The following is a 26,725-nucleotide window of genomic DNA, read 5'->3' as shown; positions in this document are numbered from 1 at the left end:
CATCGAGGCCGACCGAGTTCGCGGCTTCGCTCTTCAGGACTTTTGCCATCGCCGTTTCGGCTCCTGAGCCGCAAGCGCGATGGTGTTTTCGTCCCGCCCATCAATGTTAATGACGTGACGGGCGGCGAAGGGCAGTTCGATGCCGCTCCAGAATTCCTCGTTATCGTCGATGGCTTCAGGATCGTTGTCCAAGATACCGAAATAGCCACCTGGGATGCGTTCACGCACAAGCACCCACATGCGTTCCACCGCAACAGGCGCTTCCGGATCATCGACGCTGATACGGAAGATCAGCTTCGCCAAGTCGCCGGGCTGCAGCGCCTCGCGAGCTTCACGATCAGGAATCCAAAAAGTGTCGGGTGCGGCCCGATGGTATTCCTCCCCATCATCTAAGCACCAACCATCCACGTCGATATCAGGCTCTCGCATGGGAAAGAGCTACCGCGTCGGCCAAAAGTCTGCAATCCCGCGCGGGTGGCTTATCTTCGTTCAAGTTGATGGCCGAATTTATGAGAGGCAGGGCAGCTCGGAGTAGTACCTTTGGACGAGTTACAAGGAAGTCGAGGTTTCGCTATGCTCTTCTTTCTTGCTTGCAAAGCGCAAGAATGTGGAGTGTGACAAGGTGAAACGCGGCTTAGGAAAAAGGTTTTTGAGGCTGATCGTTGCAGTTGCTGCGCTCACTGTTTTCCTTCTGCCTCTATCCGGACGCCACCAGCTGGCGCATGAACTAAGCTCTATCAGTTCGTCCTTAATCCCCTTGGCAAGCCAGGTAGAGTATTCGGCTGACTGCAGTCGACATGTTTCACTAGCGGCGGCCGACGCCGCAACTGAGATACATTGCTCCGACCACACTCACGAAAAATTCTATCCAGCGCTTCAATCACATCGAGGCTCCGAAGCTCTCGCAGGTGCGCGTTTCCTAAAAGAGCCATCCCAGCAAGCAAAGCGGCTCGGCTATGGAATCGAACGGCCGCCCCGGTTCGAAATTGCGGTTTGAGGCGCGGGTAAGCAGCCTCTTTATCCACAAACATCCTTAGAACGACAGGAAAGTGGCTCGTCGAAAGCGAATTGCCATAGCTGGCAGATTGTCGACCTTTTGGCAGTTCGACGTGTGAAGGCCGTCGACGAACAGCGACTCTCCTCGAACACGGAGACGGACAATGAGCAATGCTAGGCTCAGCGTACCAGGGGAAATGATCTACTCGGTTCAATATCTCAGAGCGTTCGCCGCAACGGCAGTCGCTGTCTATCACATCGGTTTCATCTTCGGCTGGGAGTGGCGGCCGCTTGCGGCTGGCGTCGATTTGTTTTTCCTCGTCAGCGGCTTCATTATGTGGTCGGTTACCGCCGGAAAATCTATGGGGCCTGCCGAGTTTCTCGCACATCGAATTATCAAGATCGTCCCGCTCTACTCGCTCTTCACCATAATATTTGTCGTTGGCGCGACACTGTCCCCAGGGCCATTTGATGAGGCATCCTCGACTGTTTCTGAGGTTGCGAAATCGCTGTTGTTCATTCCGTATTCTGCCCGGAACGGAGCTGTAGAACCAGCACTTGCCGTGGGCTGGACGCTCAACTTCGAAATGTTCTTCTATCTCGTATTCGCGTTCGGGCTGCTGTTAAAGGAAAGACATCGCTTAACCTACCTCACGGTGACCTTGGGAAGTTTGATGTTGGCGCGGTTCCTCTCCAGCGAAGTCGCCGCCGTTAAAGTAATCGCGTCACCCTTGTTGTCGGAGTTTCTCGCAGGTATTTTCATCGCTGTCTGGTACGTTTCTGGTAAGGCGCTTCCAAAAACCATGGACACGCTTTTTATCGCGCTAGGCGTGGCTGGTATCGCGCTTTCGTTCTGGGTGGAGCCGCCCGAGGGTGGATTTCGGAGAGCCGTAATGTGGGGATTGCCTGCGGCGCTCTTATTGATTGGTGCACTCTCGTACGAGCGCAACGGAAGGCTGCGGAAGGTCGAATTTCTTTGTCACATCGGCAATGCCTCTTACGCGATCTACCTCTCGCATCTGATCACCATCGCCTTCTGCAAGTACATCTTTGAGAAAACTGGGTTTGAGGCTGGGAACGCACCGCTCGGCCAGCAGTTAAGCCTCTTCGCGGCCGTCTTTGTCGCCTGCATGGCTGTGGGAATGGCATGTTACCACGCACTCGACAAACCATCCCATCAATGGATGAAGCAATGGCTACGGCGTTATTGGGCACAACAGACTGCCAATGCGATGCCACTTCGATCATGAGGCGTTTGTGTAGCCGATAGCCGCATCTGTTCTCGGCCTGATCTCTGGGAATTGATAGCAGCACGGCCGTCGAAGTGATATGGTCTGTATTCGCATGAACCACGGGAGGGGTGAATGCGTTGGAATCTGATCGTATTTGTCGCCGGGCTGTCATTGGTTTCCAATGCGAAGGCAATGGAACCATTGATTTTTCATACGGCGCATTTCGACGACGACACCGTGGTCAGCCTTGGCCTTATAAGCAATCACACCGCAGAGCGAGCTGGATATGATTTCGACGTCCTCATTTCGCTTTCACAAGGCAATGCTGCGGGTGGCGGTTACAGCGACCCGGGAAAGCATCGAGCATTCGTGAAATGTGGCTATCCAGCCAAGGTATCCGTCCGAGGCATCGATTATCCGGTGCACATATCGGGGGCGGGAGGCGATAACTGGAAGGACGATCTATGGAAGGCGGTCTGCACGCCCCCCGTCTCGTAGTTTGTGTTCTCCTCGGCGGGAGTAAAGCCTGCTTCCCGGCGCAAATACCACACATCTATCGGGAGCCGACGTCCCGGCAGAACCACCGAACTCTGTGGTATCCAGAGCGCGGTCGGAACTGGCTCACGCAATTGCGCCATCAGCGCTGACGATACGACGAGCGGCGCATCGAATGATTTGGCCAGAGATTCCAGGCGCTGGGCGACGTTAACCGCATCACCGATCACGGTGAACTCGCTATGGCATCCGCTGTCCAGAACCCCGCCGACGACCGTGCCGTAGTGCAAGCCAATACCTGCGTTCAGGGCAGGGTAACCATTCCGCACACTGTGGTTCTTCCAATCGCTGAGCGCATCGACGAGATCGAGAGCGCATGCCAAGGCACGGTCTGCGTCGTCTTCTGTGGGGGAGGGTTGGCCGAACACCGCCATGACCCCGTCACCGATAAACTTATCGACGGTCCCGCCATGCTCAAAAATGGTGCCGGAAACAAGGTGCCGATATTCCCCCAGCACCCAGGCTAGCTCGCGTGCAGGCGCATTTTCGGCAAAGCTTGTGAAATTCCGCAGGTCAACGAACATGATCGCCGCGTTACGACGTTCCAGATCGATCGCCGAGCTGCCTTCCTCAAGGTCTGCGACCACGAGCGGCGAGAAGAATCGCGAAAGGTTGAGACGCCGCTCATCCGCTCGCAGCGCCTCCTTATGCGTCCGGTCGTGGTCCTTCGCGAGAAGATAAATTGCAAGGGCGGTGAAGCCAAAGCTGACCGTGAGGCCCAGGTCCTGATTAAAGAACGATCCGATCAACGACACCATGTCAGCCGAATGATGTCTCGCGGCGGTGATAGCCAGCATGGTCATCCAGGAAGCGAGGACGAGGCCAGAGAAGATAAGGACGAGCCGCCGATCCAGCTTGAGGCCTACATGGTTGAGCAGGATGAATGCCACCACCAAGCCGGTTGTCGTCAAATTGTGGTTTTCGGTAACCGGTCCGCCAAGGATGTGCGCATACAAAATTAAGACGACCAGCAAGGCGTCGAGTACGACAAAGAGCGTTTTCAGCCAAGAGCGATCAGGAAGGAATCGCGCTGTCGCGACGGATGCGATGCTGATGACGAGATAGCTGACGACGACGATTAAATGCGTCCTTTCGGCACCTTCGTTGCCGCCTAGCAAGAGGTTGGCGAGAAGAATGGCGAAGGCGACAAACCGCAGAAGGATCGAACGAATTTCTCGCGCGTAATTCCAATGAGCGCCGATTACAGATTTCATGGCGGTCGTTACCGGAAGGTATTCGATTGCGCCTGCGTGTTTTATAACGGACGCGCTCGTTGTCGAAGTTGATGTGGATAAGGTTACGCGGCCGCCAACGACGGCCGCGTATAAAGTCGCCTCAGCGACGGCGGGCTGGCTCACTTCACCTGAGTGACAGTGATTTTGCCGTTCACGCGCTCGGCAACGAATTCGATATTCGAGCCTTCCTTCAGCTTTTCCAGCAGAGCCGGGTCTTCGACGCGGAAAACCATGGTCATCGCGGGCATGTCGAGGCCCTTGAGGTCTTCATGCTTGATGGTGACCTTCTTTGCTTTGGTGTCGACCTTGTTGACGACGCCCTTGGTGAATTCCTGGGCGAAAGCTCCAAATGCTGTGCTGAGCGAGAGCAAGGCAGCAACGGCAAGTTTCATTGCGGTTTTCATTTCTGTAACTCCTTAGGTTCAATTACTTTACTTCCCGCCGACGGTGACGTCGCCGTGCATGCCAGCCTCGTAGTGACCGGGGATCAGGCAGGCGAACTTGAACTGGCCGTCGGTGGTGAACTTCCAGATGATCTCGCCGGATTGACCGGCCGGAAGTCGGATCGAATTCGGATCGTCATGTTCCATCTCCGGGAACTTTTCCATGACCGCTTTATGCTCAAGAATCTTGTCTTCCTGATCGAGCACGAACTCGTGGTCGACTGTTCCGGCATTCTTGATCGCGATCTTGACCGTCTGCCCCTTGCGGACGTTGAAGACGGCGGGGGTGAACAGCATCTTCCCGTCGTCGGTTTCTTTCATCGTGACGCGGATCGTCTGTGTCGCCTTGGCTTTATCACCAGGTTCGCCAATGGCCATTTTTTCACCGTGACCGCCAGCGTGATTGCCGGTAGCCAAGGCTGGGGTTGCGAGGGCGACGAGCGCCAGTGCCAATACATAGTTCTTCATGCGTAAATCCTTTTGATGTGGAAGATTGAGCCTCAGCCATTTGTCGGCTTCGGGGTGATTTGTGTCTTCGCGTCTTTGGCCTTGGTCGCGTCCGGCAGTTCGCCGGTCCATTCCCAAGCCTGGGTCCCGGGCGGATTCTCGTACCAACCCGGATCGGAGTAATCGCCCGCCGAGATGCCCTCGCGGACCTTCACGACCGAGAACATGCCGCCCATCTCGATGGGGCCATGCGGCCCCCAGCCGGTCATCATCGGAATGGTGTTCTCGGGGATAGGCATTTCCATTTCGCCCATATCGGCCATGCCCTTGGTGCCCATGGGCATGTATTCCGGCTGCAGCTTCTTGATCTTCTCGGCGACCTTCGACTTGTCGGCCCCGATGAATGTCGGGATGTCATGTCCCATCGCGTTCATCGTATGGTGCGACTTGTGGCAATGGATCGCCCAGTCGCCGAGATACTTGGCGTCGAACTCGTAAGCCCGCATCGCGCCAACCGGGATGTCGATGCTGACCTCCGGCCACCGCGCTTCGGGCCGCACCCATCCGCCGTCGGTGCACGTCACCTCGAAGTCGTAGCCATGCATGTGGATTGGATGGTTCGTCATCGTCAGATTGCCGACGCGGACGCGGACGCGGTCGTTCTTGGAAACGACCAGCGGGCTGATGTCCGGGAAGACGCGGCTGTTCCAGCACCACATGTTGAAGTCGGTCATCTCCATGATGCGCGGCACGTAGGAGCCAGGATCGATGTCGTAGGCGTTGAGCAGGAAGACGAAGTCCCGGTCGACCGGCATGAACATCGGGTCTTTGGGGTGGATGATGAACATGCCCATCATGCCCATCGCCATCTGCACCATCTCGTCGGAATGCGGGTGGTACATGAAGGTGCCCGACTTCACGAGGTCGAACTCGTAAACGAAGGTCTTGCCGACAGGGATATGCGGCTGCGTCAATCCGCCGACGCCATCCATGCCGGACGGCAAGATCATGCCATGCCAGTGGATCGTCGTGTGCTCCGGCAGTTTGTTCGTCACGAAGATTCGGACGCGATCTCCCTCGACCGCCTCGATGGTCGGACCCGGAGATTGGCCGTTGTAGCCCCAGAGATAGGCCGTCATGCCGTCGGCCATCTCGCGTTCGACGGGCTCGGCGATGAGATGGAACTCCTTGACGCCGTTGTTCATCCGATGGGGCAGGGTCCAGCCATTCAGCGTAACCACTGGCTGGTAATCTGGTCCCGACGTTGGTTGGAGCGGTGGCTGCATGTCCGCCGATTCCATCGTTGGTGCGTCCGGCAAGCCCATTGCCGACGTCTTAGTCCAGGCGGCCGTCGAAAGCAGAGCGGCGCTGGCTCCAATGATCTGTCTTCTATTGAACATAGCGATTTCCTTTCTCAATGGCCGCCGCCGCCGCTGCTCTCGGAAGTAGAGGCAACTTCCGTCTCTGCTGACGCAGCCGAAGCGCCGCCGCCGTAGATGGCTGGCGCGAGGTTGGCCTCCGCCAGCCAGAAGTCGCGCTTGGCGTTTACGGAGAGCAGGATGGAATTGATCTTGTCGCGCGTGTCGGTGAGCAGCTCGAACGTGTTGGTGATCATGCCGTTGTAGGTCAGCAGAGACTCCTCTTCGACCTTGGTGCGCAGCGGCACGACGCTGTTGCGGTAGTGCCGGGCGATATCGAAGTTCGACCGGTACGCCTCGTAGGCAGATCGCGACTCCGACCGGACATTGATTGCCTTCTCGGCGAGCTGGTTCGCTGCCCGCATGTAAGCCAACTCGGCTTTCCTCATGCGAGCCTTGCCGGTGTCGAAGATCGGGATCGCGAATTCCAGCTCGGCAAATCCAGTCGTGTCGACCTTCTTGTCGCCGTCCTCGATTTCGCGCTCCGTTTCAAGCCCGGTCAGGATTTCCAGATCGGTCACATGGCGTGTCGCCTCGGTCAGCCCATAGGAGCGAGCGGTTGCCTCCAACTCAAGTTTGGCGACTTGCAGATCGATGCGGTTGCGAAGTGCCTCCGCCTCAATGGTATCGCGCTTCGCGACAGCCTTTGGCAGGGACGGCAGGCTATTCGGGACTTGATAGTCGAGGTCTGAGCCCCACAGCCCCATAAGGCGCGTAAGCTCTTCCTTTGTCAGCCGGGCCGCGAGACGTGCTTTTGCGGTTTCGCCCGCAAGCTCGGCTACGAACACATGCTCGCGAGCTTGAGCGCCTTTGGTCATTGCGCCGGTTTCACCCAGCTTCTGCGCCAGCTCGGAGGCTGCGTCCGCAGTCGCTTGGGCGCGTTGTAACTGGCCCACATTCTCCCAGGCAGCAACGGCGTTGATCCAGGCGCGACGGGTGTCGGCGGCAAGCTGAAGCGTACGCGACGCAGCGTTCAACTGTGCTTGCCGGAACCGCGTGTCAGCGATTTCGATGTCACGTTTCTTTGTGGCAAGCGCCAGAATGTTGGTGACGATTGCCCCTTCGACTGTCTTGAAGGCTTCCAGCCCGGGCGTCCCGATGCCGGTCAAGCCAACGGCTACAGTCGGATTCAGGAACATTGTCGTTTGCCAGGCGTCAGCCGCGCTGTCGCCAAGGTCGGCATACGCCGCCTGGAGGCCCTTGTTATTCAGTAATGCGATCTGTACGGCGGTCTCGACGTCGAGTGACTTCTTGCGAGCCAGGAGCGTCTTGACCTGAGCAGATGCTGCCTGCGCCTGCTGCTGATTTTGCACCCAGGCGGTTCGTTTAGAGGCGATGGCAGCAGTCTTGTTGGAGACGGTGTTGAAACCGGCTTCCTTCTTTGCATATTCCGCGCTGCTGACGCAGCCTGCTAGGACAAATGGAATAACTGCGATGGCCGCGAGCGTTTTCGTCGGGGTCATGACGGGTCTCCTTCAGCAGGAGACTGCGACTGGTTCTGTTGCCGCCATGGCTTCGGATCAACCGGCTGGCGATTGACATAGCCGGAAATCGGGCTGCGATACCGTACTGGATTGGCGCTGGACAAAAGCTGAGCGTCGGGTGTGTCAACGTCAGGAGGAACTGTGGCTGCGCATCCGCTTACGATGAGCGGCAATGCGACCACCAATATAATAGAAGGTCTCATGAATTTTTCCGAAATATGAGTGCAGTCCGGCTTGTCTCAGACGCGATCCGAGACAAGCCGAGGTTCATCCGCGCACGCGGATGGACTCGCTATTCAGATATTCGGGGGGCGGTGAAGGGGAGGCAGCTCGCCAAAGGTTTGCTGATCGTCAACGAACTGCCGAATTGAGGTCACAACGGGTCCGCCAACGTCATGACTGTTGCAAATGATGCCAATGCCCGCGCAAAAGTCGCTGCAGCAATCCTTCTTCACCGACTTGGTGCCGTCGTTGTCACCAGCAGCATGATCGTGGGAGTGACCGTGTCCAGACATTTGGACTTCGTCATGGTCGCCGTGCTGCATAACCTGCGAAGCGGCTTGCTCGAATTCAGGAAATGCCGTGCCGTGCATGGCCGCGTTCGCATTGGACAAGCTGTAGCCTGCCAGCGATACGATGATCGCCAGCCGCACAATCAAGAGCAGTTTGCTCAGTGCGATTCGATACATTTTGCCCATGCTCCGTCGACTACTATCACAGCAGCCGACTTTCAATTGCGACGAATAGCTGCCAAAGATTCGCGTCGTTTCTGTGACGGCGGTCCTGCAAGCTAGAGGAACATGGAGCCTCCCAAGGTTGGAAGGTCAAGGCGAAATGACGTCCTTCGGCGACCATTCCGCTCCGTTTATTTCTCGCCCTCAAGTATCGGTTAATATGCCGAATACGTTTAGAAATGCTGTGTAGGGGACAAACAGGCTTTCCGAGAGAGCAGGATTACGAGTAACGGAATCAATGTTTTCTGACATTTCCGCGTATGCGAGCCTTTTCCTGGTCGCTCTCGGGGCTGCCACCATTCTTCCGATGCAATCGGAACCCGTGCTCGTTGGTTTGGTGCTCAGCGGAAAATTCTCCTGGATTCTGCTTCTTACGGTGGCGAGCGTTGGAAATACACTAGGCAGCGTTGTCAACTGGTTCCTCGGGCGAGGTATCGAGCGCTTTCGTGATCGACGCTGGTTCCCCGTAAGCGAGAAATCGCTCGAACGTTCGTCCCGGTGGTACCACAAATACGGAAGATGGTCGCTCTTGCTATCCTGGATGCCGCTGTTCGGAGACGCCCTGACCATCGTAGCGGGCGTATTGCGCGAGCCGCTTTTGACGTTCACGATCCTGGTATTCATCGCTAAGACAGGGCGCTACGTCGTCCTGACATTGGCCACTCTGAAATTGATGTCGTAACCTCAAGAAAGTGTGCGTCTGGGAAAGATCATCCGGTCGACAGTTTCGTCGCGCCAAAAAAATGTGTGCCACGCCGCCGCAGCGATATGCAGCGCCAATAGCGCCAGAATGACGCGCGAGCCCAGGACATGAACCGGTGCGATCCCGAACCATAAGTAGCTTGCGACGAAGCCCATGGCCGCTTGAGCGATAATCGCAGCGTAGAATGCAAAGTGCATCGCGCGTGCAAGCCGATCCGCCGGGCTTTTCGCTGGATGCTTCAAGGCGCTGCGATGAATGACCCGGAGACTTAACCGGGAAACCATGAGCGCCCCGATAGCAATCCCGGCGTAGTTATGAACGTGATGCTGGATCACGTCCCATGGGTCTGGGGACAGGCCCATGTGAACCGCGTGATGCGTCCGCTCGATGCTTCTGCCTGTCCAATACTGGATGGGTATCAGCACGGCCACAGCCCAATGGAGCACAATCTGCGAAAGCGAGTAGCGCGGCGTCATCTCAATCCCTCAATGCCACCAGTCGTATCGCACGTCCCTTGAACTTCGGTTAAGGCATTTCCGGGCCGTTGCCTTCTCGCTCGGCCGATCCAATTCAGAGGGTAGCGGAACATCTTTCTACCGCGAGAGTTCTCCGGCGGAAGGGAATCTCGACGTATGGTCAGCTGGAGTAAAATCTGCCGTCTAGCCGTCATACTGCTGGTGGCGTTGACCTTGGTCAACATTCCGGGCGGCCTCGCCAATGCAGGTGATGAAGGCTGCATTTCTCTGCGTGTGCCTGCGGGTCACTCGCAAGGTCATCAGCTGGATCGTCTCCCGGGACTGTGCTGCGTGAGCATGCATTGTTGTCCGATCATGCCCACACTTCCAACCGCCGCGCAGCCACTTTCGGAGCCGCTCGTCGTTCGACCGTCGGTTGCCACCTCCAGTCCGCTTCTCCTGATCAGGCCGATTGATCCGCCGCCGAAGGCTACCGGCGTCTGAAGGTCTTCAAGCATCAACTGATCTCAAAAGGAGAATCCAATGAACGTTTTCGTGAAAACTTCGCTCGCCATTGTCGGCGCAACTGCTCTGCTGTCGCTGGCTCCGCTTGTGGTATCGGCCCAGGAGATGACTTATCCCGAAAAGTGCAAAACTGAAGGAATGGACATGTCGAAGATGGGCATGTCGTCGGGCGGCGACATGCCTATGGGCGAGATGACCGACTACCAGAAGGCATCGATGGACGGAATGAAGTCCATGCACATGAACATGATGCAGGGAATGATGAAGAAGGATGCCGACGTCTCCTTCATCTGCGGAATGATCGCCCATCACATGGGTGCGATCAGCATGTCTGAGGTCGAGCTGAAGTACGGCGACAACAAGGAAGCCAAGGAGATGGCTCAGATGGTCATCGATGCTCAGAAGAAAGAGATCGTCGACATGACCAAGTGGCTCGACAAGGAAGCCAAGTAACAGGAGACCCGACCATGCATAACGTATCTTCCGAGATGAAGGAGTGCATCGACAACTGCCTCGCCTGTTATCAGGAATGTCTGTCGATGGCGATGACACACTGCCTGGCAATGGGCGGTGAGCATACGAAGCCAGATCACTTTCGACTGATGATGGCCTGCGCTGAAATCTGCAGGACGTCGGCGCATTTCATGCTGGTCGGCACAGAGCACCACAAGCACACCTGCCGAGAATGCGCAGAAATCTGCAGGCAGTGTGCGGCTGATTGTGAACGCGTCGGCGATATGGACAGCTGTGTCGGTGCGTGCCGTCGTTGCGCTGAAAGCTGCGAGAAAATGGCGGCTTAAATGCTGCGTTAAGGGGAGGCGGCTGCCGCCTCCTCTTGCAAAATCATAATGTTACCAAATTGCAAATAGCCTATCTCGCGCATCCATTCTCTTGGGCGAACAGGTGATCGTTATGAGACAGTCGCAGGAGAGGCTTTTTATAGGTCTCCTTCTAGTCATTGGGTTGAGCTCCTTAGCGGAGCCAAGCTTCTCGGGAAGTGACCTGGTCCCGCTGCGAAAGCAGGATATGAAAGACATCTCGGCGGCGGCTAAGGCGATCTCCGACATGTTTCTCGATCCGACTACTTATGACGCACAAGCTTTTGGTAACGCTGCCCAAACGATCAGCGCCAAGTCTGGAAAGACCATCATCGAGCACTTCAATTTCGAAGTACCGGCGGCGGGGTCCGACGCCAAAGCAGATATCCTTGAGGAAAGGGATCACTTTGCCCGACTTGCCGACGATCTTAAGGCATACGCCGATGCATTGGGAGCGGCGGCGCAGAAAAATTTCGGCGAGATGACTAGCGACATGCGGATGAAGCCTGGAGAGCCGATGAGCGGCGGCCCTTTCGGCACGGACGTCTCGGCTAAAAGGCTTGGCTCGATCCCCGCAGAACACTCGTTCCACCTGATGCTCCAGACGTGCAAAGTATGTCATGCTCGATTTCGGGAGAAGCATCAGTAGTCGAAGGTTTCCGTCTGCTGAGGGTATTTAAGGGGCTTTTCTCGCACTTCGGTTGCAGCAGGATTCGTTCGTGGATTGCTGTCACCCAAGTTGATAAGATGATGCCAACGCGCGACAGGAGCGACGATTTACCTCTGCCCAACTTTGGAGCTGTTGCAGAAGTCCATCGCGAGAAACTGACTTTTGCCAGCTTCGAGTTGTGATCGAAGCTGGCAAGTTCAGGTCATTTGCTCGGAGAGAGAACCCGATCCCGAAGGAGAAGGAACGTCCTCTCGACACAGAACCACAGCACAACTGCTGCAGCGAAGCTGGTGACAAGATAGACCACGAAGCCGGAGCCGCCCTGGAGGTTCGCTTCCCCAAAGATGAGCCTGTCGATATGAAAGGCCGATTTGTGGGTCAGATACAGGCTATATGACAAGGTGGCGACGACCATGGCACCCGGAACCGGCCATCGTTTGAGAACATGCTCCAGGTCGAGCATAGCGCCGAGAATGAGAGCGATACCGATTGAAATGAGCGGGAATCCGGCAACCGAACCAAGCTGCGCCTGAAAGACGAGAAAGAGGTTTGTTCCGGCAAGTGGCCCTCGAATCGAAAACAGCACAAGAGCGGCCGCGACGAGGCCGACGCCTATCGGCAGGGCCACACGCGCAGGCGCGTAACGCTTGCAGAGTTCCGGTTTGAAAAATCTCGCAGCAGCAAGGATCACACCGAACATCAGGCCATCTAGGCGGGTGTATGTCGGGTAGTATACGTCCCGGAGATAGACGGCGAAAGCATCTCTCAGCTTGTCGGCGTCGACGAGGACTCCGATCTGGTTCTCCCAGATCGTGTACCGAAGGATCATTCCCGCAATCACCATTGCCGCAGCGATCAGAAGCGTCCAGCGCATGCTGATCCGGCGATGCAGGAGCAATACGAGGAGCGGCAGGACCAGATAGAAATGCTCCTCGACACAAAGCGACCATGCCTGCGTAAAGGCACGGCCTACGCGCGGATCGAAGTTGAAGTTCACAGTGAAGGTCGCAAAGCTCCAGATCGATTGCATCGTCGGGGCGTCGCGGAGAATGGGAAAAATTGCGTAGAGGCCGAGAACAATAAAAAACGCCGGAAAAATACGGAAGGCGCGACGGAGATAGAAGGACTTTAAATCCACGCCTCCTGTCCGTGAAATCTCTTTGAAGAGTTGGGTTCCGATCAGAAATCCGCTCAGAACGAAGAAAATATCCACTCCCACCCATGCATAATTGCGGACGCCGACGAGCATCGACGGTGTCGCCTCGATAGGGAGGTGCACGAGCATGACGAGAAGGATCGCCAATGATCGGAGAACATCGGGACCAACCGCCCTGGATTGCACCCTTTCGGCTGTATGAGAAGAGAGACTTCGCGCTGAAGGAAAATATGCAGAATCTGAATAGACAATAGTCATTGCGACGATCCGTGACTGTCTCTGAAAAGGTTGGGGCACGCCAAAGGGACGCGTTGGTGCAACCTAAACTTTCTTTTTTCAGGCCGAAACGAGCAGATTTAGATCGATAAAATTAGCCTAAATTTTTCGTAAATTTGGGTGTTTGAAGATACATCGATTTGCATTTTTGTTAGGAGCTGGGCACTTTGCCCTCCCTTTCGACTTCTAAATCCATGGCAGGAGCCTGCTGGACACGACTGGTTGGTGGAAAGAATGAAGAGTTTGAAATGAAGCCCAACTTTTTTCTCTATGCGGTTATCTGTTGCTTTGCGCTTGCGTCGGCGGTCGTTGCTGCTGGCGATATCGTTGCGAGGCAATCCGATATGAAAGCGATTGCCGCCGCCACGAAGTCCATCGCCGGAATGTTTAAGGTACCAGCCACATACTCCCCAGGCGAGTTCAAGTGGGCCGCCGACACCATTCGGGACAAATCCGGGGAGGGGCTGATCGCCCATTTTGCGGCCGAAGCCGCCGATCCAAAGTCGAAGGCAAACCAAATATCGTCGAAGAGCGCGAGCGGTTTGATCGTCTGGCGAACGATCTGAAGGCATACGCGACCGCACTAGACGCAGCCGCCGACAAAAATCCTGCGGCGATCACGGAGAGCATGCGCATGAAACCAGGAGAGCCGATGGGCGGTGGGCCGCTGGGAACGCATGTTCAAAACGAAGCGCAATTGTCAGCGATCCCAGCCGAGCATGCATTTCACCTTATGGTGCAAGCCTGTACGACCTGCCACACCAAGTTCCGTATGTCGGATTGACAGCACAAATATTGACGCGACTCCTTAGGAGTGGGGATGACGCTTCGTATGCCGAGTAGCCTGTTCTAAGGCTTGACCGCTTCGGGTGCAGTGAGAATTTGGTTACGCAATGGGGCTGCAGTTGTCTGGTGTTTCGTACTCTCGCATCTGCTGTATCGGCGGACAGGGAACGGAACCGTAAGAGCAGAAAATGCAGCAATCGCCGTCCTTCGGTCGCAATATCGCTCCACAACCTCTGCAGTCATAGAAATACTGACACGCATCTGTCGGCATGATTTCCGTTGCCTGCTGTCTGCAGTGCGGACATGTCAGCGTTGAGCGTAGTTGCACCATAGATTCTCCTTTTGCTTACAAATTCTGATCAGCGCTGGGTGACCTGCACCTGCGTAGGAAAGCCTGCATTCGTGACCGCCGCTGCCAGCGCCTCCTGCGTCACCTGCTCGTCGTCAAAGCTAACGGTCGCTGTCGCCGTGCCGTCCTGTTCAACTAATGCGGCCTGGCGCACTCCCGGCATTCGCGACAGAGTTCGCTTTACAATCGGCGCACAAACGGCACAGCTCACGTTTTCGACATCAAGCGTCGCGGTGCGCTCGCCAGCCACAGCGCGACCCGACACTAGGGCAGAGACGATCAAAATGGTCCGAAGAAGAGTGTTCATGTCAGTGCTCGATCAGGTTTCGAGGAAAAAACGAGCAAGGTAGGGAAACGCCACAGCCACGGTGACCAGCACCGCCGCCACCCAAAGGGAAAATTTGGTTAGGTGCGACGAACGCGGGTGCGTGCAAGAGGTGCCGTTCGCACATGACGCCTTTTGTGGGAAGTAGACGCGCAAAAAACCCACAGCGAGGCAGCCAATAGCAGCCGTGACAAAGAGAGGCTGATAGGGGGCAAAGGCGGTCAGATTGCCTATCCAAGCGCCGCTTATGCCGAGCGCGAGTAGCGCAAGTGGTACGACACAACATGAGGACGCGCCAAGTGCGGCGATGATGCCACCAGCCGCCAGGAGGCCATTGATTGATTGTCTGGTCTCCTTTTTGGGTTGGTCATCGGCCTCGCCAATCTTCATTCGCGCTGTCATGCACATACTCCTCATTTCGTCGGATGTGCTATTGTGCTTCCTGTAGCGACTACAGAAGCAAGGGATTTTTTTATGAGTGTTGTCACGTCCTTGAGAACCGGGACGTTTCCCATCGGAGAACTATCGCGTCTGTCGAGCGTAAACATCGAAACTATTCAGCTGCGGCGAGGTGAAGACGGTTGCGCTCACGCATCTCACGGACATTCGCCAGAAGATTGCCGATCTGCGCCGAATGGAACAGACGCTCGCCAGCACGGTGGAGCTTTGCGAATTCGGAGATGCGATGTACTGTCCAATTTTGAGCGTTCTCAGTGAATGAAGCCGCTAACGCTGGCGGACGACATTTGCCGATCAACCAAATCGCACATGTTGCGGCTCTGAAGCCTTCGGACACTGATCAGCGCGAGGGCAGCTCAGTCCGCAGACCATTCACACCAAACCGGGCATTGATACCTGGCAGGTCATCATCGCTAGCCGAGTTCGCGAACTCCTCGATGATTGGGCAATCCGGCCGCTCGTCGCCATGGCAATGGTTGGCGAGGTGCTTCAACGTTTGCGTCATTGCCTGGATCGCAGCTGCCTTCCGCTCAAGTTCGGCGATGTGCTCCAGCGCAATACTTTTGACGTCGGCGCTCGCGCGTGAACGGTCTCGCCATAGCGCGAGCAAGGTTTTCATCTGTTCAACCGAAAACCCGAGATCGCGTGCTCGGCGAATGAAGCGGAGCGTATGAATGTCGTTCTCACAGTAGGTCCGGTAACTCGATTCCGTACGATGCGCTGGCGTGATCAGCTTTATCTGCTCGTAGTAGCGGATCATTTTCGCCGACACGCCGCTGGCTTTGGCTGCTTGTCCGATGTTCATCGTTTTTTCCTATCATTGCGAGGGAGCTGCACCGGGAATCCGCGATGCAGCTCTGCTATCAGTTGGCTTGGTAACGACGCAAACGAAGCGCGTTGCCCAAGACGAAGACGCTGGACATTGCCATCGCCCCCGCTGCGAAGACCGGCGAGAGCAGTGTGCCGTTAATTGGATACAAGACACCGGCTGCCACCGGCACCAGGCTGACGTTGTAGGCGAAGGCCCAGAACAGGTTCTGCATGATGTTCCGGATCGTCGCCCGGCTGAGTGCAATGGCGCGAGCCACACCGGTCAGATCGCCTGATATCAGCACGACATCCGCACTTTCGATGGCGATGTCGGTACCGGTACCGACCGCCAGGCCGACGTCAGCTTCAGACAGGGCCGGGGCATCGTTGATGCCATCGCCGATGAACGCAACCTTCTGGCCGTTTTCGCGAAGCTTTTTAACGGCCTCTACTTTGCCGTCCGGAAGAACCTCCGCGATAACCTGATCAATACCCAATTGCGCGGCAATTGCCTCTGCCGTGCGACGATTGTCGCCGGTAATCATCGCAATCTTCAAGCCTTGGGCGTGTAGTGCTTGGATTGCGGCTGGCGTCGTTTCCTTTATCGGATCGGACACCGCAATGATGGCTGCCAGTTGTCCGTCGACAGCTGTGTAAAGGGGCGACTTTCCTTCGCGACCAAGATCGCTTGCGAGGCTGGCGAAGGCTGTGACTTCAATGCCTTCGCGGGCCAGCGCTCGGTCAGCACCGACGAGAATTTTACGCCCGGCAACGATACCGCTCACGCCGAAGCCCGGCGATGCCTCGAAACCAGATACTTCCAGGTTCAGAAGCCCACTTGCCTTTCCTGCTGCAACAATAGCTTCCGCAATCGGATGCTCCGAGAGGGTTTCAAGGCTGGCGACCCAAGAGAGCACATCATCACGGCTATAGCCTGGCAACACCTGGAAGTCGGTGAGTTCGGGCTTGCCCTTGGTCAGTGTACCCGTCTTATCGACTGCGATGATTTGCGTATCCCGCAAGCTTTGAAGTGCTTCGCCTTTGCGGAACAAGATGCCAAGCTCTGCAGCACGTCCGGTGCCGACCATGATTGAGGTTGGCGTCGCGAGGCCCATGGCGCAGGGGCAGGCAATGATCAGGACCGCGACTGCATTGACCAGCGCAAAGCTCAAAGCCGGAGATGGCCCCAACAGCATCCAAGCGCCGAACGTCAGGAGAGCTGCGGCCATCACAGCAGGCACGAACCAGCCGGTGACCTTGTCAACCAGCGCCTGGATCGGCAGTTTCGAGCCCTGCGCTGCCTCGACCATCTTGATGATCTGCGCGAGCAGAGTGTCGCTACCGACTTTCGTTGCGCGGAACGTAAAGGAACCGGTCTTGTTGATGGTGCCGCCGACAACTTCGCTATCGGCGGTCTTCAAGACTGGTACCGGTTCACCCGTTATCATGGCTTCATCGACGTAGGATGCACCAGTAACGACAGTCCCGTCGACCGGCACCTTTTCGCCAGGGCGAATTCGAATGACGTCTCCGACGACGACATCGCTGATCTGTATTTCTACGAATTCACCGCCATGATCGACAAAGGCAGTCTTGGCCTGAAGGCCGAGCAACCTCTTGATTGCCTGGCTGGTTTTGCCTTTCGCCCGAGCCTCAAGGTACCGACCCAGAAGGATCAGCGTGATGATGACGGCTGCTGCCTCATAATAGACGTTAACGGTACCAGCGGGCAGGGCGCTCGGAAGAAACGTGGCGACTACTGAATAGGCCCACGCCGCCGTTGTCCCGAGAACGACAAGAGAATTCATATCAGGTGTCCAACGCAACAGGTTTGGGACACCCTTGCGGAAAAAACGAAGCCCTGGGCCGAACAATACGATGGTTGCCAGCCCGAACTGGGCGTACAGGCTCTCACGCATTCCGACCGTGTCCATGATGAAGCCATGCACCCCGGGAATGAAGTGCGAGCCCATTTCCGCGGTGAACAACGGCAGCGTTAAAGCGGCGGCGAGAAGTAGCTCTCTGCGGAGAGACCGAATTTCAACGTCGCGGCTATCTTCTTGATCCTCAGGGGCAACATTGACAGTGGCTTTGGTCTCGTAACCCGCATTGCGGACGGCTGCGGAGAGAGCCGCTGAGGTCGTTGCGCCTGACACATAACGGATTGTCGCCTTCTCCGTCGTAAGATTGACGTTGGCTTCCGTAACGCCGGGAACCGCCTTGAGGGCACGCTCGACGCGCGAGACGCAAGACGCGCAAGTCATACCCTCGACGAGAAATTCCTGCGTTTCGATCTTTGCTTCATAGCCAGCACCCTCGATGGCCTGCAGGACGGCAACGGTATCGACCGCATCCTTGAAAGTTACCGTTGCTCGCTCTGTCGCAAGGTTGACTGACGCGGCATTGACGCCGGGAATAGATTTGATGGCTTTCTCGACCCGGACGACGCACGACGCACAGGACATTCCTTCGATCCCGAACTCGGTCGGGATGGGCAGCGCGGTCGATTTTTCCATCTGTGATATGGCAGTCATGGGACGATCCCTCATTGAACTGCATACATAAGTAATCCTTCCCATGATGGGAAGGTCAAGGACTCATTGTTGGCGATGAGTTTCAGACGTTGCTTAGGAAGCGAACGCGAGCGAGAATGCGGCGTTGCTAGCGATCAAATCTTCGGGCCAAGGAGAGCGATGTGAGGCAGCGAGAGAATTTGGATAAAGCTCCCGCCACCGTTGCGTTCATAGATATCGCGGGTTTCAGCGCTATTGCGGACGTGTATGGTGACGCGGCTGCGCTTGACGTGCTTGAAGTATTCGAAAGCATGGTCCGCGACGCCCTCAGCGGCTATGAGCCCCCGATCAAATGGATCGGCGATGAGGCAATGCTCTCGTTTCCTGAGCCCGATACAGCGATCCAGGTACTCGGAACGCTGTTGCAGGCATGCCGTAAAGAATCGCGGCTACCGCTTACTCGGACGGCGCTGAACCATGGGCCGGTGATCCGCAGAGCAGGCGATCTCTTTGGATCGACTGTCAACGTTGCTGCCCGCATCGCCGCGCTCGCATCGCCTGGTCAATTGCTTGCCACTCAACCCATTGCCGAGGCGGCTGCCGCCAGAGGTATTCTAGTGCGAGACCTCGGGATGGTGGCGATTAGATCGGTAGCCGGGGAAGTCCCTCTCTATGAGATCGAGCTTGGTCCGTCGGCTGACCCGGCCTGGATCGATCCGGTGTGTAAGATGCATGCACCGTATTCATCCTATAGGCGGGCCGCCCCTCAGGGGCCGTGGTTTTGTTCGCCGCTTTGTGAAGAAGCATATCGACTGTCGCCCCAGACCTATGAGTTGCCCCGGTGACACGACAATCCTGGATCAGGTCTTGGCGGAAACGAAGTCGATCTTCGTATCGAGCCAGCGATTGCCGCAAACCGTGAAGGGCAATAGCGTAAACTTGATGATGGCGTATGTCGGCTACGAAGCCTGAAGGGCATCGATTCGCTCCGTCCTCTCCTCGGCGGCACATTTAGCAGCGTCGCCGTCGTCGGAGGTGAGAGTAAGGACCATGCTACAAGGTCCCTGCTGAATTTTATGTCCACCACGGGCGCACCCAAATGGTAACGGGCGTAGGATAATCTCGTCCTACGAGCGACCGTCGATTGATGCGGTGAAGCAGGAAATGATGACTGCACCGAGCAAGGCAGCCTAGAGAGTCGGAGCGGAGCACCGCTTCAATCCGGTGCTCCGGCCGCCGTCAAATTTGCCTAAAACTTGAGGGGTAGCCCGCGTTCTCGATTGCAGCCTTGATGGTCGCCGGATCAACTCTAGTCTCGACCTTGGCACTCTTCGCAGTAAGATCGATGCTGGCAGACGCTGCTGGATCGGCAGCCTTGATCGCCTTTTCAACCGTACCGGCGCAGTGTCCACAGGTCATATTCTGAATTTCGAACTCGTACATGGTCGTCTCCGTAATTTGCGGCCATTCACATGTGGGGCTTCCCACCATGGGAAGGTCAAGAAGTCTTGTGCGAAAAAGATTTGCCGCGCTTTGCCAGTTCTCGATAAAGCGCTTCCGGCGACACTCCGATCTCATCAGCGAGGTGTTTCCACTCACCTTTTGATGGCAGTAACCCATCATTCCAAGCAAGCCACGCGTTTAAACGCGCTGAAACGGTTTTGAGGCTCGCGATTTCCGCACGCTTACGTACCTGTTGCAGCTGATGCGACAGATAAGAAGCCCAGGTTTCTGCGAATGCGGGCTCATTCCTGAGGAGCGCCCTGACGGAATTTACGGGAATGATCAGCGCCTCGGAATTCGTTACGGCGACCGCATCACAATGATACCGGGACGAGAACACGGAAGCTTCTGCGACGACCATGCCTGGCGAAGCCCGCTGAAGCACGGCGACGTTCCCATCGGCTTGGTGTCGGACAAGATGGATTGTTCCGGCCCGCATCAGATACAGCCATGTGATCGCGTCACCTTGATTGAAGATATGCTGTCCGGCCGCAAAGGTTGCTTTGCCTGTCGACAGTTCCAGAAAATGGTCGAGAAAGAGATCGGACATGATAGCGATCATGTCCTACGGGGCGAAAGCGGGCAAGCGTGGAGGGCGTCCACCTGAGGAACCCTCATGAAGTTTGTTTCGACTATCGCCGTCGTTCTTCTTTCGAATGCCGCCTTCGCGACTGAACAGCACCAGCACCACACGATGTCGCCGTACACCGAAGAGACTGGACGCCAGATCAAATCGCTTTCCGAAGCTGACATCGACGAACTGATGCGTGGGGGCGGTTGGGGCCTTGCGAAACCTGCCGAGCTGAACGGGTATCCGGGCCCATCGCACCTGCTTGCGATGAAAAATGAAATCGGGCTTACGCAAGAGCAGGTTCATCGCGTCCAGTCCATATTCGCCGACATGCAGCGTCGCGCGATACAGGAAGGGCAGAGGTTCGTGGCGGCCGAGCGCGAGCTTGATGCCGTCTTCAAGAACAGGTCGGTTGCGGAAAGCCAACTACCGGCCCTGATCGATAACGCTGAGGAAAGTCGCTCACGCCTGCGAATGATTCATCTTTCAGCGCACTTGGAGGTAAAAGCGATCCTGACGCCAGAGCAGATTGCCAAATACAATGAGCTTCGCGGATATCGCAAATAGCACAAATTTTCGTGAGCCCGCTTTCTTCGGCCAAGGTGGCATGCGAGTATAGGCAGATGAAGTTCGTCGCCGCCATTCAACGCCTGTTTTGCGTCCTTGCAATGCTCGGGGTCATTCTTGGCCCGGTGAGTATGGGCGTGGCGAAAAGCGCGATGGCCTCGTCGGGACCTGCCGCGATGGCAGGCATGGACATGCCGCTGGCGTCTGCGGATACCGCTTCTATCACCGAGGAGATGCCTTGCTGTCCGGACGAGAAGCAGCCGCCAATTGACTGCTCGAAGAATTGCCCGTTGGCGCTCATCTGCGCGTCTATGCTTCTTGTGCAAGCCTCAGACGCCGCCAGCCTATCGGTTTCTTATCCGGGAGCGCCGTCCTTCCTAGTGGGTCATGATGCGGGTTTAGCATCTGCCGTGGTGGAACCTCCGGCACGACCACCACGCGTCTAGTTCTCATCCTCTTTGACCGTCGCTGCTCGCGTGAGCGCGAGTGCGGCTACCTGTTTCCTGGCGGGGTCGTAGCCCGCCTATAGAGATGTGAACTATGAAAATCACAAGGAACTTTGCGCGAGGAAGCCTCGCTGCAATTGCCATTTTGTCAGCCTCATCGACGTTTTCCTATGCCAGCCCTCAATACTACGAGTTTCAGCTCGTGTCAGCAGAGGTGAAACAGGGACCCGATGCCGAAGTTTCTGTTCGTCTCGTTGATAAAAGAAACGGGCAGCCCGTATCTGACGCGGTTATTTTCACCACCCTGATGGACATGGCTCCAGAGGGCATGGAGACGATGACCACGCCTGTCGAGGAACTGCCCTCCGGGCAGGCGGGTATCTATAAGTTCAAGACCAATCTGGGCATGGAAGGCGGATGGCGCTTCCAGCTTGGGGCGAAAGTTCAGGGCGAGGGCGACACCGTCACAGGTGAAGTCGTCGTCAAGGCCACCCCGTGAAGACCGCAGCATGGCTGGCCGCCGTTACCTCCCTCGCCCTCGTTGGCGGGGGAGCGTACCTGGCTGGTGCCCAGGGAGTAGGCAAGCAACAACTCCACCGGCTTTTCGACATGTCCGTCGCTGAAGCACAGCCGAGCAAACCTGAACCGACCGGGGCCGTCATTTATTACCGCCATCCGGACGGGCTGCCCGAATATTCTGCCAAGCCTAAGAAAACGTCGGACGGGCGCGATTTCGTGTCCGTTCGCGAAAGTGAAGACATCAGCTTTACAGCCTCAGGCGTCAAAACGGCCGAAACGACCGACCAGCCGAAAAGGTCGATGTCGGGATCGCCTGCGAAAGAACGCAAGGTCCTTTATTATCGCAACCCGATGGGTCTTCCGGACACTTCCAAAGTGCCGAAGAAGGATTCCATGGGAATGGATTACATCCCCGTCTTTGAAGGCGATCAGGCCGGCGCATCGACGGTCAAGGTTTCGCTCGGCAAGCTGCAGCGCACGGGTGTCAAAACGACGAAGGCCGAACTGGCGAGCATCTCCCGCAAAATCCGGGTGCCCGGAACGGTCACCTTGGACGAGCGGCTCATCAGCGTCATCTCTATGCGCACCGATGCTTTCGTCGATGACGTGGCAAACGTTACAACTGGCGACCGCATCGGCAAGGGAGAGAGCCTCTTCAGCTTCTATTCCAAGGAAATCGCCACCACCGGAGCTGAATTCGCTGCGGGGAAGGGCGATCTCCGCAACAGCGATGCCGGTTCGGCGCTTCGACTGAAGAACCTGGGCGTACCGGACCAAGTGATCCGGAGCATTGCCGAGAGGCATCAGGTGCCAACGAGCATCGAATATGTTTCCCCCCGCAATGGGATCGTCCTTGAACGCATGGCGACAACCGGAATGATGGCGAAACAGGGTGATCCGTTGTTTCGGATTGCGGACACCTCCCATGTCTGGGTCATCGCCGACGTGCCGGAATTCGATCTGGCTTCCATTCAAAAGGGAGTCCCGGTTGCCGTGAGGGTTCGGAGCCTCCCGGGCAGGACTTTCGAAGGAGCCGTCGATCTCATCTATCCCGAAATCCAGCAGGAGACTCGCACAACGAAAGTCAGGATCGAGCTTCCAAACCCGGACGGTATTCTGATGGCCAACATGTACGCCGACGTCGAGATCGAAGCAGGCGTACAGAAACCAGTCGTCGCCGTGCCCAACAGTGCAATCATCGATACCGGCAACCGGCAGGTCGTCTTCATAGACAAGGGTGACGGCAAGTTCGAGCCAAAGGATGTCTCTCTCGGCATGCGCGGTGAGGAGCAGACTGAGATCACCAAAGGCATCGCAGCGGGCGATCAGGTGGTGGTGGCGGCCAACTTCCTGCTCGATGCCGAGAGCAACCTAAACTCGGCGCTGAGCGGCATGGCACCGAATGAGGTGAAGCCATGATCTCCCGCGTCATCGCCTGGTCCGCTCACAATCTCGTTTTGATATTCGTCGGCGGAGCGCTTGCCGTCGCGGGCGGCGTCTATGCGCTACGGTCCCTGCCGCTCGACGCCATTCCCGATCTCTCCGACATCCAGGTCATCGTCTATACGGAGTATCCGGGCCAAGCACCGCAGGTGGTCGAGGACCAGGTGACCTATCCGCTGACGACGTCGATGCTGACGGTGCCGAAGTCGAAGGTCGTTCGCGGCTTCTCCTTCTTCGGTGTCTCCTTCGTCTACGTGATCTTCGAGGACGGCACCGACCCTTACTGGGCGAGAAGCCGGGTGCTGGAATATCTGAACGCGGCGTCGAGCCGCCTGCCTCAAGGCGTGACGCCGACCCTCGGCCCAGACGCCACAGGTGTTGGCTGGGTCTATCAGTATGCTGTCGTCGCAAAGAACCTCACGCTCGCAGAACTCCGGTCATTGCAGGATTGGGTCGTGCGGTTCGGCGTTTCCAAGTCGGAAGGCGTTGCCGAAATTGCCAGTGTTGGCGGCTTTGTGAAGCAATATTCCATCATCGTTGATCCCTCTCGGTTAAAGGCTCAGGGTCTATCACTTAACGACATTTCCAATGCGGTCCGGGCCAGCAACACGGATGTCGGCGGACGAACCATCGAGCTTTCCGAATTCGAGTTCATGGTGCGCGGACGCGGCTATCTTAAGGGCATCAGCGATATTGAGAACATCGTGCTGAAGACGCAGCGCGGCACGCCGCTCAGGCTGGGCGACGTCGCCAAGGTGGAACTCGTTCCGGATGAACGAAGAGGAATTACCGAACTCAATGGCGAAGGCGAGGTCGCAAGCGGCATCGTGCTGCAGCGGTTCGGAGCCAATGCTCTGACCGTCATCGACAACGCGAAGAAGAGTTTGACTTCGGTTCAAAGCAGCCTCCCGGCGGGAACGGAGATCGTGCCGGTCTATGACCGGTCGACATTGATCGAGTCCGCCATCGAGACGCTGAGGGGCACCTTGATCGAGGAATCCATCGTCGTCGCGCTGGTAACGGTCGCCTTCCTTCTCCATGTTCGGAGTGCTCTCGTGGCGATCATTATGCTGCCGGTCGGCATTCTGATTGCCTTCATTGCGATGAAGCTGCTCGGCATCGGCGCAAACATCATGAGCCTCGGAGGTATCGCGATTGCCATCGGCGCGATGATCGACGCGGCCATCGTCATGATCGAGAACGCCCACAAGCATCTCGAACGTGCACCACCGGACAAGCCAAGGATCAAGATACTGGTCGATGCCGCCAGCGAAGTCGGACCAGCGCTGTTCTTCAGCCTGCTGATCATCACAGTGTCGTTTCTGCCGATCTTCACCTTGGAGTCTCAGGAAGGACGGCTGTTCGGGCCGCTCGCTTTCACCAAGACGTTCGCCATGGCGGCGGCGGCATTTCTCTCGATCACGCTTGTTCCTGCATTGATGATCCTCTTCGTGCGCGGCCGCATCGTGCCCGAGCATAAGAACCCGCTGAACCGCTTTTTGATTTGGATTTATCGGCCGGTGATCACGGGAGTCCTCAAGGTTAAAACGCTGACCATCCTGGCCGCTGTCGCGATCCTGGCGGCAACCGCATGGCCGGTCCAGCACATCGGCAGCGAATTCATGCCCAACCTCGACGAAGGCACGCTGATGTATATGCCGACCACGTTGCCAGGCATATCGGTGACGAAGGCGGCCGAACTGATGCAGACACAGGATCGCATCATCAAGTCGTTTCCCGAGGTCGAGAGCGTCTTCGGGAAGGCAGGCCGTGCACTGACCGCCACCGACCCGGCTCCGACGGAGATGTTCGAAACGATCATCACCCTCAAGCCGAAGTCGCAGTGGCGGCCAGGTGTGACGACCGACAGCCTGAAACAGGAGATGGACGCCGCCCTGCAGTTTCCCGGGGTATCAAATGCCTGGACCATGCCGATCCGCGCCCGTATCGACATGCTGTCGACGGGGATCAGGACGCCTGTAGGTGTCAAAGTCTACGGTACTGATCTTGGCGAGATGGAAAAAGTCGCACGCCAGATCGAAAGCGTGCTGAAAACCATCCCCGGAACATCGAGCGCCTACGCTGAGCGGGTCATTGGCGGCTACTATCTCGACATCGTTCCGGATCGCACCGCGCTCGGCCGCTACGGCTTGACGGTCAACGATGTCCAGGACGTCATCAGCATGGCGTTAGGCTCGGAGATCGTCACCTCCACGGTCGAGGGGCGGGAGCGCTACGGCGTGGCCATCCGATATCCACGAGCCTCCCGAAGTGACCCGCAATCTATTGCCCGGGACGTGCAGGTATCGCTGCCGGGCGGCGGGTCGGTGCCTTTAGGGGAAGTGGCCGATGTCAAGCTCACACGCGGGGCCACGACAATCCGGACAGAGAACGGTCAGCTTGCCGTTTACATCTTCGTTGACATCGCCAATCGAGACTTGGGCGGCTACGTAGCGGAAGCTCAAGAGGCCGTCGCAAAAAGTGTGAAGATGCCAGCAGGCTATTCCATCGCCTGGAGCGGCCAGTTCGAGTATCTCGAACGCGCAAAGGCACGCCTGATGATCGTCGTGCCGCTGACCTTGGCGCTGATCTTCTTGCTGCTCTACCTGAACTTCAGGGCGCTGACGGAGACGATGATCGTTATGCTGTCCCTGCCGTTCGCACTGGTCGGCGGCATCTGGCTGATGTGGTGGCTCGGGTTCAACGCGTCTGTGGCCGTGGCGGTCGGCTTCATTGCCTTGGCGGGCGTCGCGGCTGAGACGGGCGTGATCATGCTGATCTATCTCGACCAGGCTTTGAAGGAGCGCCGCACCGTCTGTGAAACAGAGAAGCGGGACTTCACAAGAGCTGATCTCAATCGCGCAATTATGGTCGGGGCAGTCGAACGCGTCCGGCCGAAGATGATGACGGTTGTCGCCATCATGGCAGGGCTGGTGCCCATCCTCTGGAGCACTGGAACCGGATCGGAAATCATGCAGCGCATCGCCGTGCCGATGATCGGCGGCATGATGTCTTCGACGCTCCTCACTCTGGTGGTGATCCCGGCGATCTACGGACTGGTGAAGGGCTGGCGGCTGCCTGCCAGTGCAGAGGTTCCACAGGTCGATGTTAAGCCTGGCGCGGATGCCCTGAACGAAGCGGCCGAATGAAAGGTGTATGCCATGATGAGCGACATGATGGGCAGCGGAATGATGTGGGGAATAGGCCCCGCGGCGCTTATCGGGGCAGCAGTCATCATTCTGGTGGTCGCGGCGCTGGTAAAATACGTGTTCTTCCGCTGAAGCCAA

The 26,725-nt window shown here is 57.0% G+C and carries 29 protein-coding genes and 1 pseudogene; 13 read left to right on the top strand and 17 right to left on the bottom strand.

The features are described from left to right. Window positions 1–33 precede the first annotated feature (33 nt). Entirely contained in the window at window positions 34–429 is a 396-nt protein-coding gene (locus RGR602_RS11515) for a hypothetical protein (protein WP_039845214.1), read from the bottom strand. 731 nt (window positions 430–1,160) lie between these two features. Between RGR602_RS11515 and RGR602_RS11510 the strand changes: the two genes are divergently transcribed. Beyond that, complete coding sequence (locus RGR602_RS11510) at window positions 1,161–2,246, top strand: acyltransferase family protein (protein ID WP_052451537.1); 1,086 nt, start codon at window positions 1,161–1,163, stop codon at window positions 2,244–2,246. A 395-nt stretch (window positions 2,247–2,641) separates the two neighbouring features. Here the strand turns inward: RGR602_RS11510 and RGR602_RS11505 are convergent, their stop codons facing one another. The 7 genes from RGR602_RS11505 to RGR602_RS11480 all read right to left on the bottom strand — a co-directional run bounded on the left by RGR602_RS11505 (window position 2,642) and on the right by RGR602_RS11480 (window position 8,499). Next, entirely contained in the window at window positions 2,642–3,997 is a 1,356-nt protein-coding gene (locus tag RGR602_RS11505) for an adenylate/guanylate cyclase domain-containing protein (protein ID WP_039845213.1), read from the bottom strand. A 140-nt stretch (window positions 3,998–4,137) separates the two neighbouring features. Next, the gene (locus tag RGR602_RS11500; protein ID WP_039845212.1) at window positions 4,138–4,422 is read right to left on the bottom strand and encodes a copper-binding protein; all 285 of its coding nucleotides are present in this window, start codon (window positions 4,420–4,422) and stop codon (window positions 4,138–4,140) included. A 27-nt stretch (window positions 4,423–4,449) separates the two neighbouring features. Continuing rightward, window positions 4,450–4,929, bottom strand: a complete 480-nt coding sequence (locus RGR602_RS11495) for a cupredoxin domain-containing protein (protein WP_039845211.1) — start codon at window positions 4,927–4,929, stop codon at window positions 4,450–4,452. A 32-nt stretch (window positions 4,930–4,961) separates the two neighbouring features. After that, window positions 4,962–6,308 carry a multicopper oxidase family protein gene (locus RGR602_RS11490; RefSeq protein WP_039845210.1) on the bottom strand — a complete coding sequence of 449 codons (1,347 nt, stop codon included), beginning with the start codon at window positions 6,306–6,308 and terminating at the stop codon, window positions 4,962–4,964. Between the two features lie 14 nt (window positions 6,309–6,322). Next, window positions 6,323–7,789: a TolC family protein gene (locus RGR602_RS11485; protein ID WP_039845209.1), complete on the bottom strand. Its 1,467-nt coding sequence runs from the start codon at window positions 7,787–7,789 to the stop codon at window positions 6,323–6,325. Next, a complete protein-coding gene (locus RGR602_RS38265) occupies window positions 7,786–8,013 on the bottom strand; it encodes a hypothetical protein (RefSeq protein WP_082046527.1) in 228 nt (75 codons plus the stop codon). The genes RGR602_RS11485 and RGR602_RS38265 overlap by 4 nt, the downstream gene beginning before the upstream one ends. Before the next feature lie 93 nt (window positions 8,014–8,106). Then, window positions 8,107–8,499, bottom strand: coding sequence for a hypothetical protein (locus RGR602_RS11480; RefSeq protein ID WP_039845208.1), 393 nt, complete (start codon window positions 8,497–8,499; stop codon window positions 8,107–8,109). Between the two features lie 283 nt (window positions 8,500–8,782). Between RGR602_RS11480 and RGR602_RS11475 the strand changes: the two genes are divergently transcribed. Beyond that, a complete protein-coding gene (locus RGR602_RS11475; protein WP_039845207.1) occupies window positions 8,783–9,226 on the top strand; it encodes a YqaA family protein in 444 nt (147 codons plus the stop codon). A gap of 2 nt (window positions 9,227–9,228) precedes the next feature. On the opposite strand, the gene RGR602_RS11470 is transcribed toward RGR602_RS11475, so the two are convergent. Next, entirely contained in the window at window positions 9,229–9,723 is a 495-nt protein-coding gene (locus RGR602_RS11470; RefSeq protein ID WP_039845206.1) for a cytochrome b, read from the bottom strand. A 522-nt stretch (window positions 9,724–10,245) separates the two neighbouring features. Between RGR602_RS11470 and RGR602_RS11465 the strand changes: the two genes are divergently transcribed. From RGR602_RS11465 to RGR602_RS11455, 3 genes are all read left to right on the top strand, one after another. Then, on the top strand, window positions 10,246–10,680 hold the full coding sequence (locus RGR602_RS11465) for a DUF305 domain-containing protein (protein WP_039845205.1): 435 nt from the start codon (window positions 10,246–10,248) through the stop codon (window positions 10,678–10,680). 14 nt (window positions 10,681–10,694) lie between these two features. After that, on the top strand, window positions 10,695–11,027 hold the full coding sequence (locus RGR602_RS11460; RefSeq protein ID WP_039845204.1) for a four-helix bundle copper-binding protein: 333 nt from the start codon (window positions 10,695–10,697) through the stop codon (window positions 11,025–11,027). 226 nt (window positions 11,028–11,253) lie between these two features. After that, window positions 11,254–11,694: a cytochrome c gene (locus RGR602_RS11455; RefSeq protein WP_246703691.1), complete on the top strand. Its 441-nt coding sequence runs from the start codon at window positions 11,254–11,256 to the stop codon at window positions 11,692–11,694. Between the two features lie 223 nt (window positions 11,695–11,917). On the opposite strand, the gene RGR602_RS11450 is transcribed toward RGR602_RS11455, so the two are convergent. Beyond that, on the bottom strand, window positions 11,918–13,000 hold the full coding sequence (locus RGR602_RS11450; protein WP_246703692.1) for an acyltransferase family protein: 1,083 nt from the start codon (window positions 12,998–13,000) through the stop codon (window positions 11,918–11,920). A 491-nt stretch (window positions 13,001–13,491) separates the two neighbouring features. On the opposite strand from RGR602_RS11450, the pseudogene RGR602_RS11445 reads away from it, so the two are divergent. Continuing rightward, window positions 13,492–13,931 (top strand): annotated as a pseudogene (locus RGR602_RS11445) (cytochrome c). Between the two features lie 102 nt (window positions 13,932–14,033). Here RGR602_RS11445 and RGR602_RS38260 read toward each other — a convergent pair. Genes RGR602_RS38260 through RGR602_RS11435 form a run of 3 tightly spaced genes read right to left on the bottom strand, consistent with a single transcriptional unit; the run spans window position 14,034 to window position 15,009 of the window. Beyond that, a complete protein-coding gene (locus RGR602_RS38260) occupies window positions 14,034–14,264 on the bottom strand; it encodes a GDCCVxC domain-containing (seleno)protein (RefSeq protein ID WP_082046526.1) in 231 nt (76 codons plus the stop codon). A 28-nt stretch (window positions 14,265–14,292) separates the two neighbouring features. Continuing rightward, window positions 14,293–14,589 (bottom strand): cation transporter, encoded by a 297-nt coding sequence (locus RGR602_RS11440; protein ID WP_052451535.1) that lies wholly within the window; start codon window positions 14,587–14,589, stop codon window positions 14,293–14,295. Window positions 14,590–14,601: 12 nt separating this feature from the next. Continuing rightward, entirely contained in the window at window positions 14,602–15,009 is a 408-nt protein-coding gene (locus tag RGR602_RS11435) for a mercuric transporter MerT family protein (protein ID WP_223843937.1), read from the bottom strand. 169 nt (window positions 15,010–15,178) lie between these two features. Here RGR602_RS11435 and RGR602_RS39660 point away from each other — a divergent pair, with 169 nt between their 5' ends. Then, window positions 15,179–15,328 (top strand): MerR family transcriptional regulator, encoded by a 150-nt coding sequence (locus tag RGR602_RS39660; RefSeq protein WP_170250226.1) that lies wholly within the window; start codon window positions 15,179–15,181, stop codon window positions 15,326–15,328. A gap of 78 nt (window positions 15,329–15,406) precedes the next feature. On the opposite strand, the gene cueR is transcribed toward RGR602_RS39660, so the two are convergent. Both cueR and RGR602_RS11425 read right to left on the bottom strand, forming a co-directional pair. Then, on the bottom strand, window positions 15,407–15,871 hold the full coding sequence (cueR, locus tag RGR602_RS11430; RefSeq protein ID WP_039845201.1) for a Cu(I)-responsive transcriptional regulator: 465 nt from the start codon (window positions 15,869–15,871) through the stop codon (window positions 15,407–15,409). A gap of 58 nt (window positions 15,872–15,929) precedes the next feature. Continuing rightward, the gene (locus RGR602_RS11425; protein WP_039845200.1) at window positions 15,930–18,410 is read right to left on the bottom strand and encodes a heavy metal translocating P-type ATPase; all 2,481 of its coding nucleotides are present in this window, start codon (window positions 18,408–18,410) and stop codon (window positions 15,930–15,932) included. Between the two features lie 161 nt (window positions 18,411–18,571). On the opposite strand from RGR602_RS11425, the gene RGR602_RS11420 reads away from it, so the two are divergent. Further along, window positions 18,572–19,234, top strand: a complete 663-nt coding sequence (locus RGR602_RS11420; RefSeq protein ID WP_039845199.1) for an adenylate/guanylate cyclase domain-containing protein — start codon at window positions 18,572–18,574, stop codon at window positions 19,232–19,234. A gap of 394 nt (window positions 19,235–19,628) precedes the next feature. On the opposite strand, the gene RGR602_RS11415 is transcribed toward RGR602_RS11420, so the two are convergent. After that, on the bottom strand, window positions 19,629–19,832 hold the full coding sequence (locus RGR602_RS11415) for a heavy-metal-associated domain-containing protein (protein WP_039845198.1): 204 nt from the start codon (window positions 19,830–19,832) through the stop codon (window positions 19,629–19,631). Between the two features lie 55 nt (window positions 19,833–19,887). Next, the gene (locus RGR602_RS11410; protein ID WP_223843936.1) at window positions 19,888–20,442 is read right to left on the bottom strand and encodes a Crp/Fnr family transcriptional regulator; all 555 of its coding nucleotides are present in this window, start codon (window positions 20,440–20,442) and stop codon (window positions 19,888–19,890) included. Window positions 20,443–20,508: 66 nt separating this feature from the next. Here RGR602_RS11410 and RGR602_RS11405 point away from each other — a divergent pair, with 66 nt between their 5' ends. The 5 genes from RGR602_RS11405 (at window position 20,509) to RGR602_RS11385 (ending at window position 26,587) form a co-directional block, all read left to right on the top strand. Further along, a complete protein-coding gene (locus RGR602_RS11405) occupies window positions 20,509–21,030 on the top strand; it encodes a Spy/CpxP family protein refolding chaperone (protein WP_039845196.1) in 522 nt (173 codons plus the stop codon). Between the two features lie 56 nt (window positions 21,031–21,086). Continuing rightward, on the top strand, window positions 21,087–21,476 hold the full coding sequence (locus RGR602_RS37930; RefSeq protein WP_170250228.1) for a hypothetical protein: 390 nt from the start codon (window positions 21,087–21,089) through the stop codon (window positions 21,474–21,476). Window positions 21,477–21,570: 94 nt separating this feature from the next. Continuing rightward, window positions 21,571–21,975 (top strand): FixH family protein, encoded by a 405-nt coding sequence (locus RGR602_RS11395; RefSeq protein ID WP_039845194.1) that lies wholly within the window; start codon window positions 21,571–21,573, stop codon window positions 21,973–21,975. Next, window positions 21,972–23,414, top strand: a complete 1,443-nt coding sequence (locus RGR602_RS11390; RefSeq protein WP_039845193.1) for an efflux RND transporter periplasmic adaptor subunit — start codon at window positions 21,972–21,974, stop codon at window positions 23,412–23,414. Before RGR602_RS11395 ends, RGR602_RS11390 begins: the two co-directional genes overlap by 4 nt. Continuing rightward, window positions 23,411–26,587: an efflux RND transporter permease subunit gene (locus tag RGR602_RS11385; protein WP_039845192.1), complete on the top strand. Its 3,177-nt coding sequence runs from the start codon at window positions 23,411–23,413 to the stop codon at window positions 26,585–26,587. Before RGR602_RS11390 ends, RGR602_RS11385 begins: the two co-directional genes overlap by 4 nt. The last annotated feature ends 138 nt before the right edge of the window (window positions 26,588–26,725 follow it).

It is taken from the genome of Rhizobium gallicum bv. gallicum R602sp (assembly GCF_000816845.1).
Taxonomy (GTDB): Bacteria; Pseudomonadota; Alphaproteobacteria; order Rhizobiales; family Rhizobiaceae; genus Rhizobium; species Rhizobium gallicum.
The sequence above is the reverse complement of the archived record's forward strand: the minus strand, read 5'-3'. Positions and strand labels throughout refer to the sequence as shown.

Excerpts from the sequence above, each read along its gene's own strand:
- RGR602_RS11515 (WP_039845214.1), bottom strand. The coding sequence starts at position 429 with ATGCGAGAGCCTGATATCGACGTGGATGGTTGGTGCTTAGATGATGGG.
- RGR602_RS11510 (WP_052451537.1), top strand. The coding sequence starts at position 1,161 with ATGAGCAATGCTAGGCTCAGCGTACCAGGGGAAATGATCTACTCGGTT.
- RGR602_RS11505 (WP_039845213.1), bottom strand. The coding sequence starts at position 3,997 with ATGAAATCTGTAATCGGCGCTCATTGGAATTACGCGCGAGAAATTCGT.
- RGR602_RS11500 (WP_039845212.1), bottom strand. The coding sequence starts at position 4,422 with ATGAAAACCGCAATGAAACTTGCCGTTGCTGCCTTGCTCTCGCTCAGC.
- RGR602_RS11495 (WP_039845211.1), bottom strand. The coding sequence starts at position 4,929 with ATGAAGAACTATGTATTGGCACTGGCGCTCGTCGCCCTCGCAACCCCA.
- RGR602_RS11490 (WP_039845210.1), bottom strand. The coding sequence starts at position 6,308 with ATGTTCAATAGAAGACAGATCATTGGAGCCAGCGCCGCTCTGCTTTCG.
- RGR602_RS11485 (WP_039845209.1), bottom strand. The coding sequence starts at position 7,789 with ATGACCCCGACGAAAACGCTCGCGGCCATCGCAGTTATTCCATTTGTC.
- RGR602_RS38265 (WP_082046527.1), bottom strand. The coding sequence starts at position 8,013 with ATGAGACCTTCTATTATATTGGTGGTCGCATTGCCGCTCATCGTAAGC.
- RGR602_RS11480 (WP_039845208.1), bottom strand. The coding sequence starts at position 8,499 with ATGTATCGAATCGCACTGAGCAAACTGCTCTTGATTGTGCGGCTGGCG.
- RGR602_RS11475 (WP_039845207.1), top strand. The coding sequence starts at position 8,783 with ATGTTTTCTGACATTTCCGCGTATGCGAGCCTTTTCCTGGTCGCTCTC.
- RGR602_RS11470 (WP_039845206.1), bottom strand. The coding sequence starts at position 9,723 with ATGACGCCGCGCTACTCGCTTTCGCAGATTGTGCTCCATTGGGCTGTG.
- RGR602_RS11465 (WP_039845205.1), top strand. The coding sequence starts at position 10,246 with ATGAACGTTTTCGTGAAAACTTCGCTCGCCATTGTCGGCGCAACTGCT.
- RGR602_RS11460 (WP_039845204.1), top strand. The coding sequence starts at position 10,695 with ATGCATAACGTATCTTCCGAGATGAAGGAGTGCATCGACAACTGCCTC.
- RGR602_RS11455 (WP_246703691.1), top strand. The coding sequence starts at position 11,254 with ATGAAAGACATCTCGGCGGCGGCTAAGGCGATCTCCGACATGTTTCTC.
- RGR602_RS11450 (WP_246703692.1), bottom strand. The coding sequence starts at position 13,000 with ATGCTCGTGCACCTCCCTATCGAGGCGACACCGTCGATGCTCGTCGGC.
- RGR602_RS38260 (WP_082046526.1), bottom strand. The coding sequence starts at position 14,264 with ATGGTGCAACTACGCTCAACGCTGACATGTCCGCACTGCAGACAGCAG.
- RGR602_RS11440 (WP_052451535.1), bottom strand. The coding sequence starts at position 14,589 with ATGAACACTCTTCTTCGGACCATTTTGATCGTCTCTGCCCTAGTGTCG.
- RGR602_RS11435 (WP_223843937.1), bottom strand. The coding sequence starts at position 15,009 with ATGACAGCGCGAATGAAGATTGGCGAGGCCGATGACCAACCCAAAAAG.
- cueR (WP_039845201.1), bottom strand. The coding sequence starts at position 15,871 with ATGAACATCGGACAAGCAGCCAAAGCCAGCGGCGTGTCGGCGAAAATG.
- RGR602_RS11425 (WP_039845200.1), bottom strand. The coding sequence starts at position 18,410 with ATGACTGCCATATCACAGATGGAAAAATCGACCGCGCTGCCCATCCCG.
- RGR602_RS11415 (WP_039845198.1), bottom strand. The coding sequence starts at position 19,832 with ATGTACGAGTTCGAAATTCAGAATATGACCTGTGGACACTGCGCCGGT.
- RGR602_RS11410 (WP_223843936.1), bottom strand. The coding sequence starts at position 20,442 with ATGTCCGATCTCTTTCTCGACCATTTTCTGGAACTGTCGACAGGCAAA.
- RGR602_RS11405 (WP_039845196.1), top strand. The coding sequence starts at position 20,509 with ATGAAGTTTGTTTCGACTATCGCCGTCGTTCTTCTTTCGAATGCCGCC.
- RGR602_RS37930 (WP_170250228.1), top strand. The coding sequence starts at position 21,087 with ATGAAGTTCGTCGCCGCCATTCAACGCCTGTTTTGCGTCCTTGCAATG.
- RGR602_RS11395 (WP_039845194.1), top strand. The coding sequence starts at position 21,571 with ATGAAAATCACAAGGAACTTTGCGCGAGGAAGCCTCGCTGCAATTGCC.
- RGR602_RS11385 (WP_039845192.1), top strand. The coding sequence starts at position 23,411 with ATGATCTCCCGCGTCATCGCCTGGTCCGCTCACAATCTCGTTTTGATA.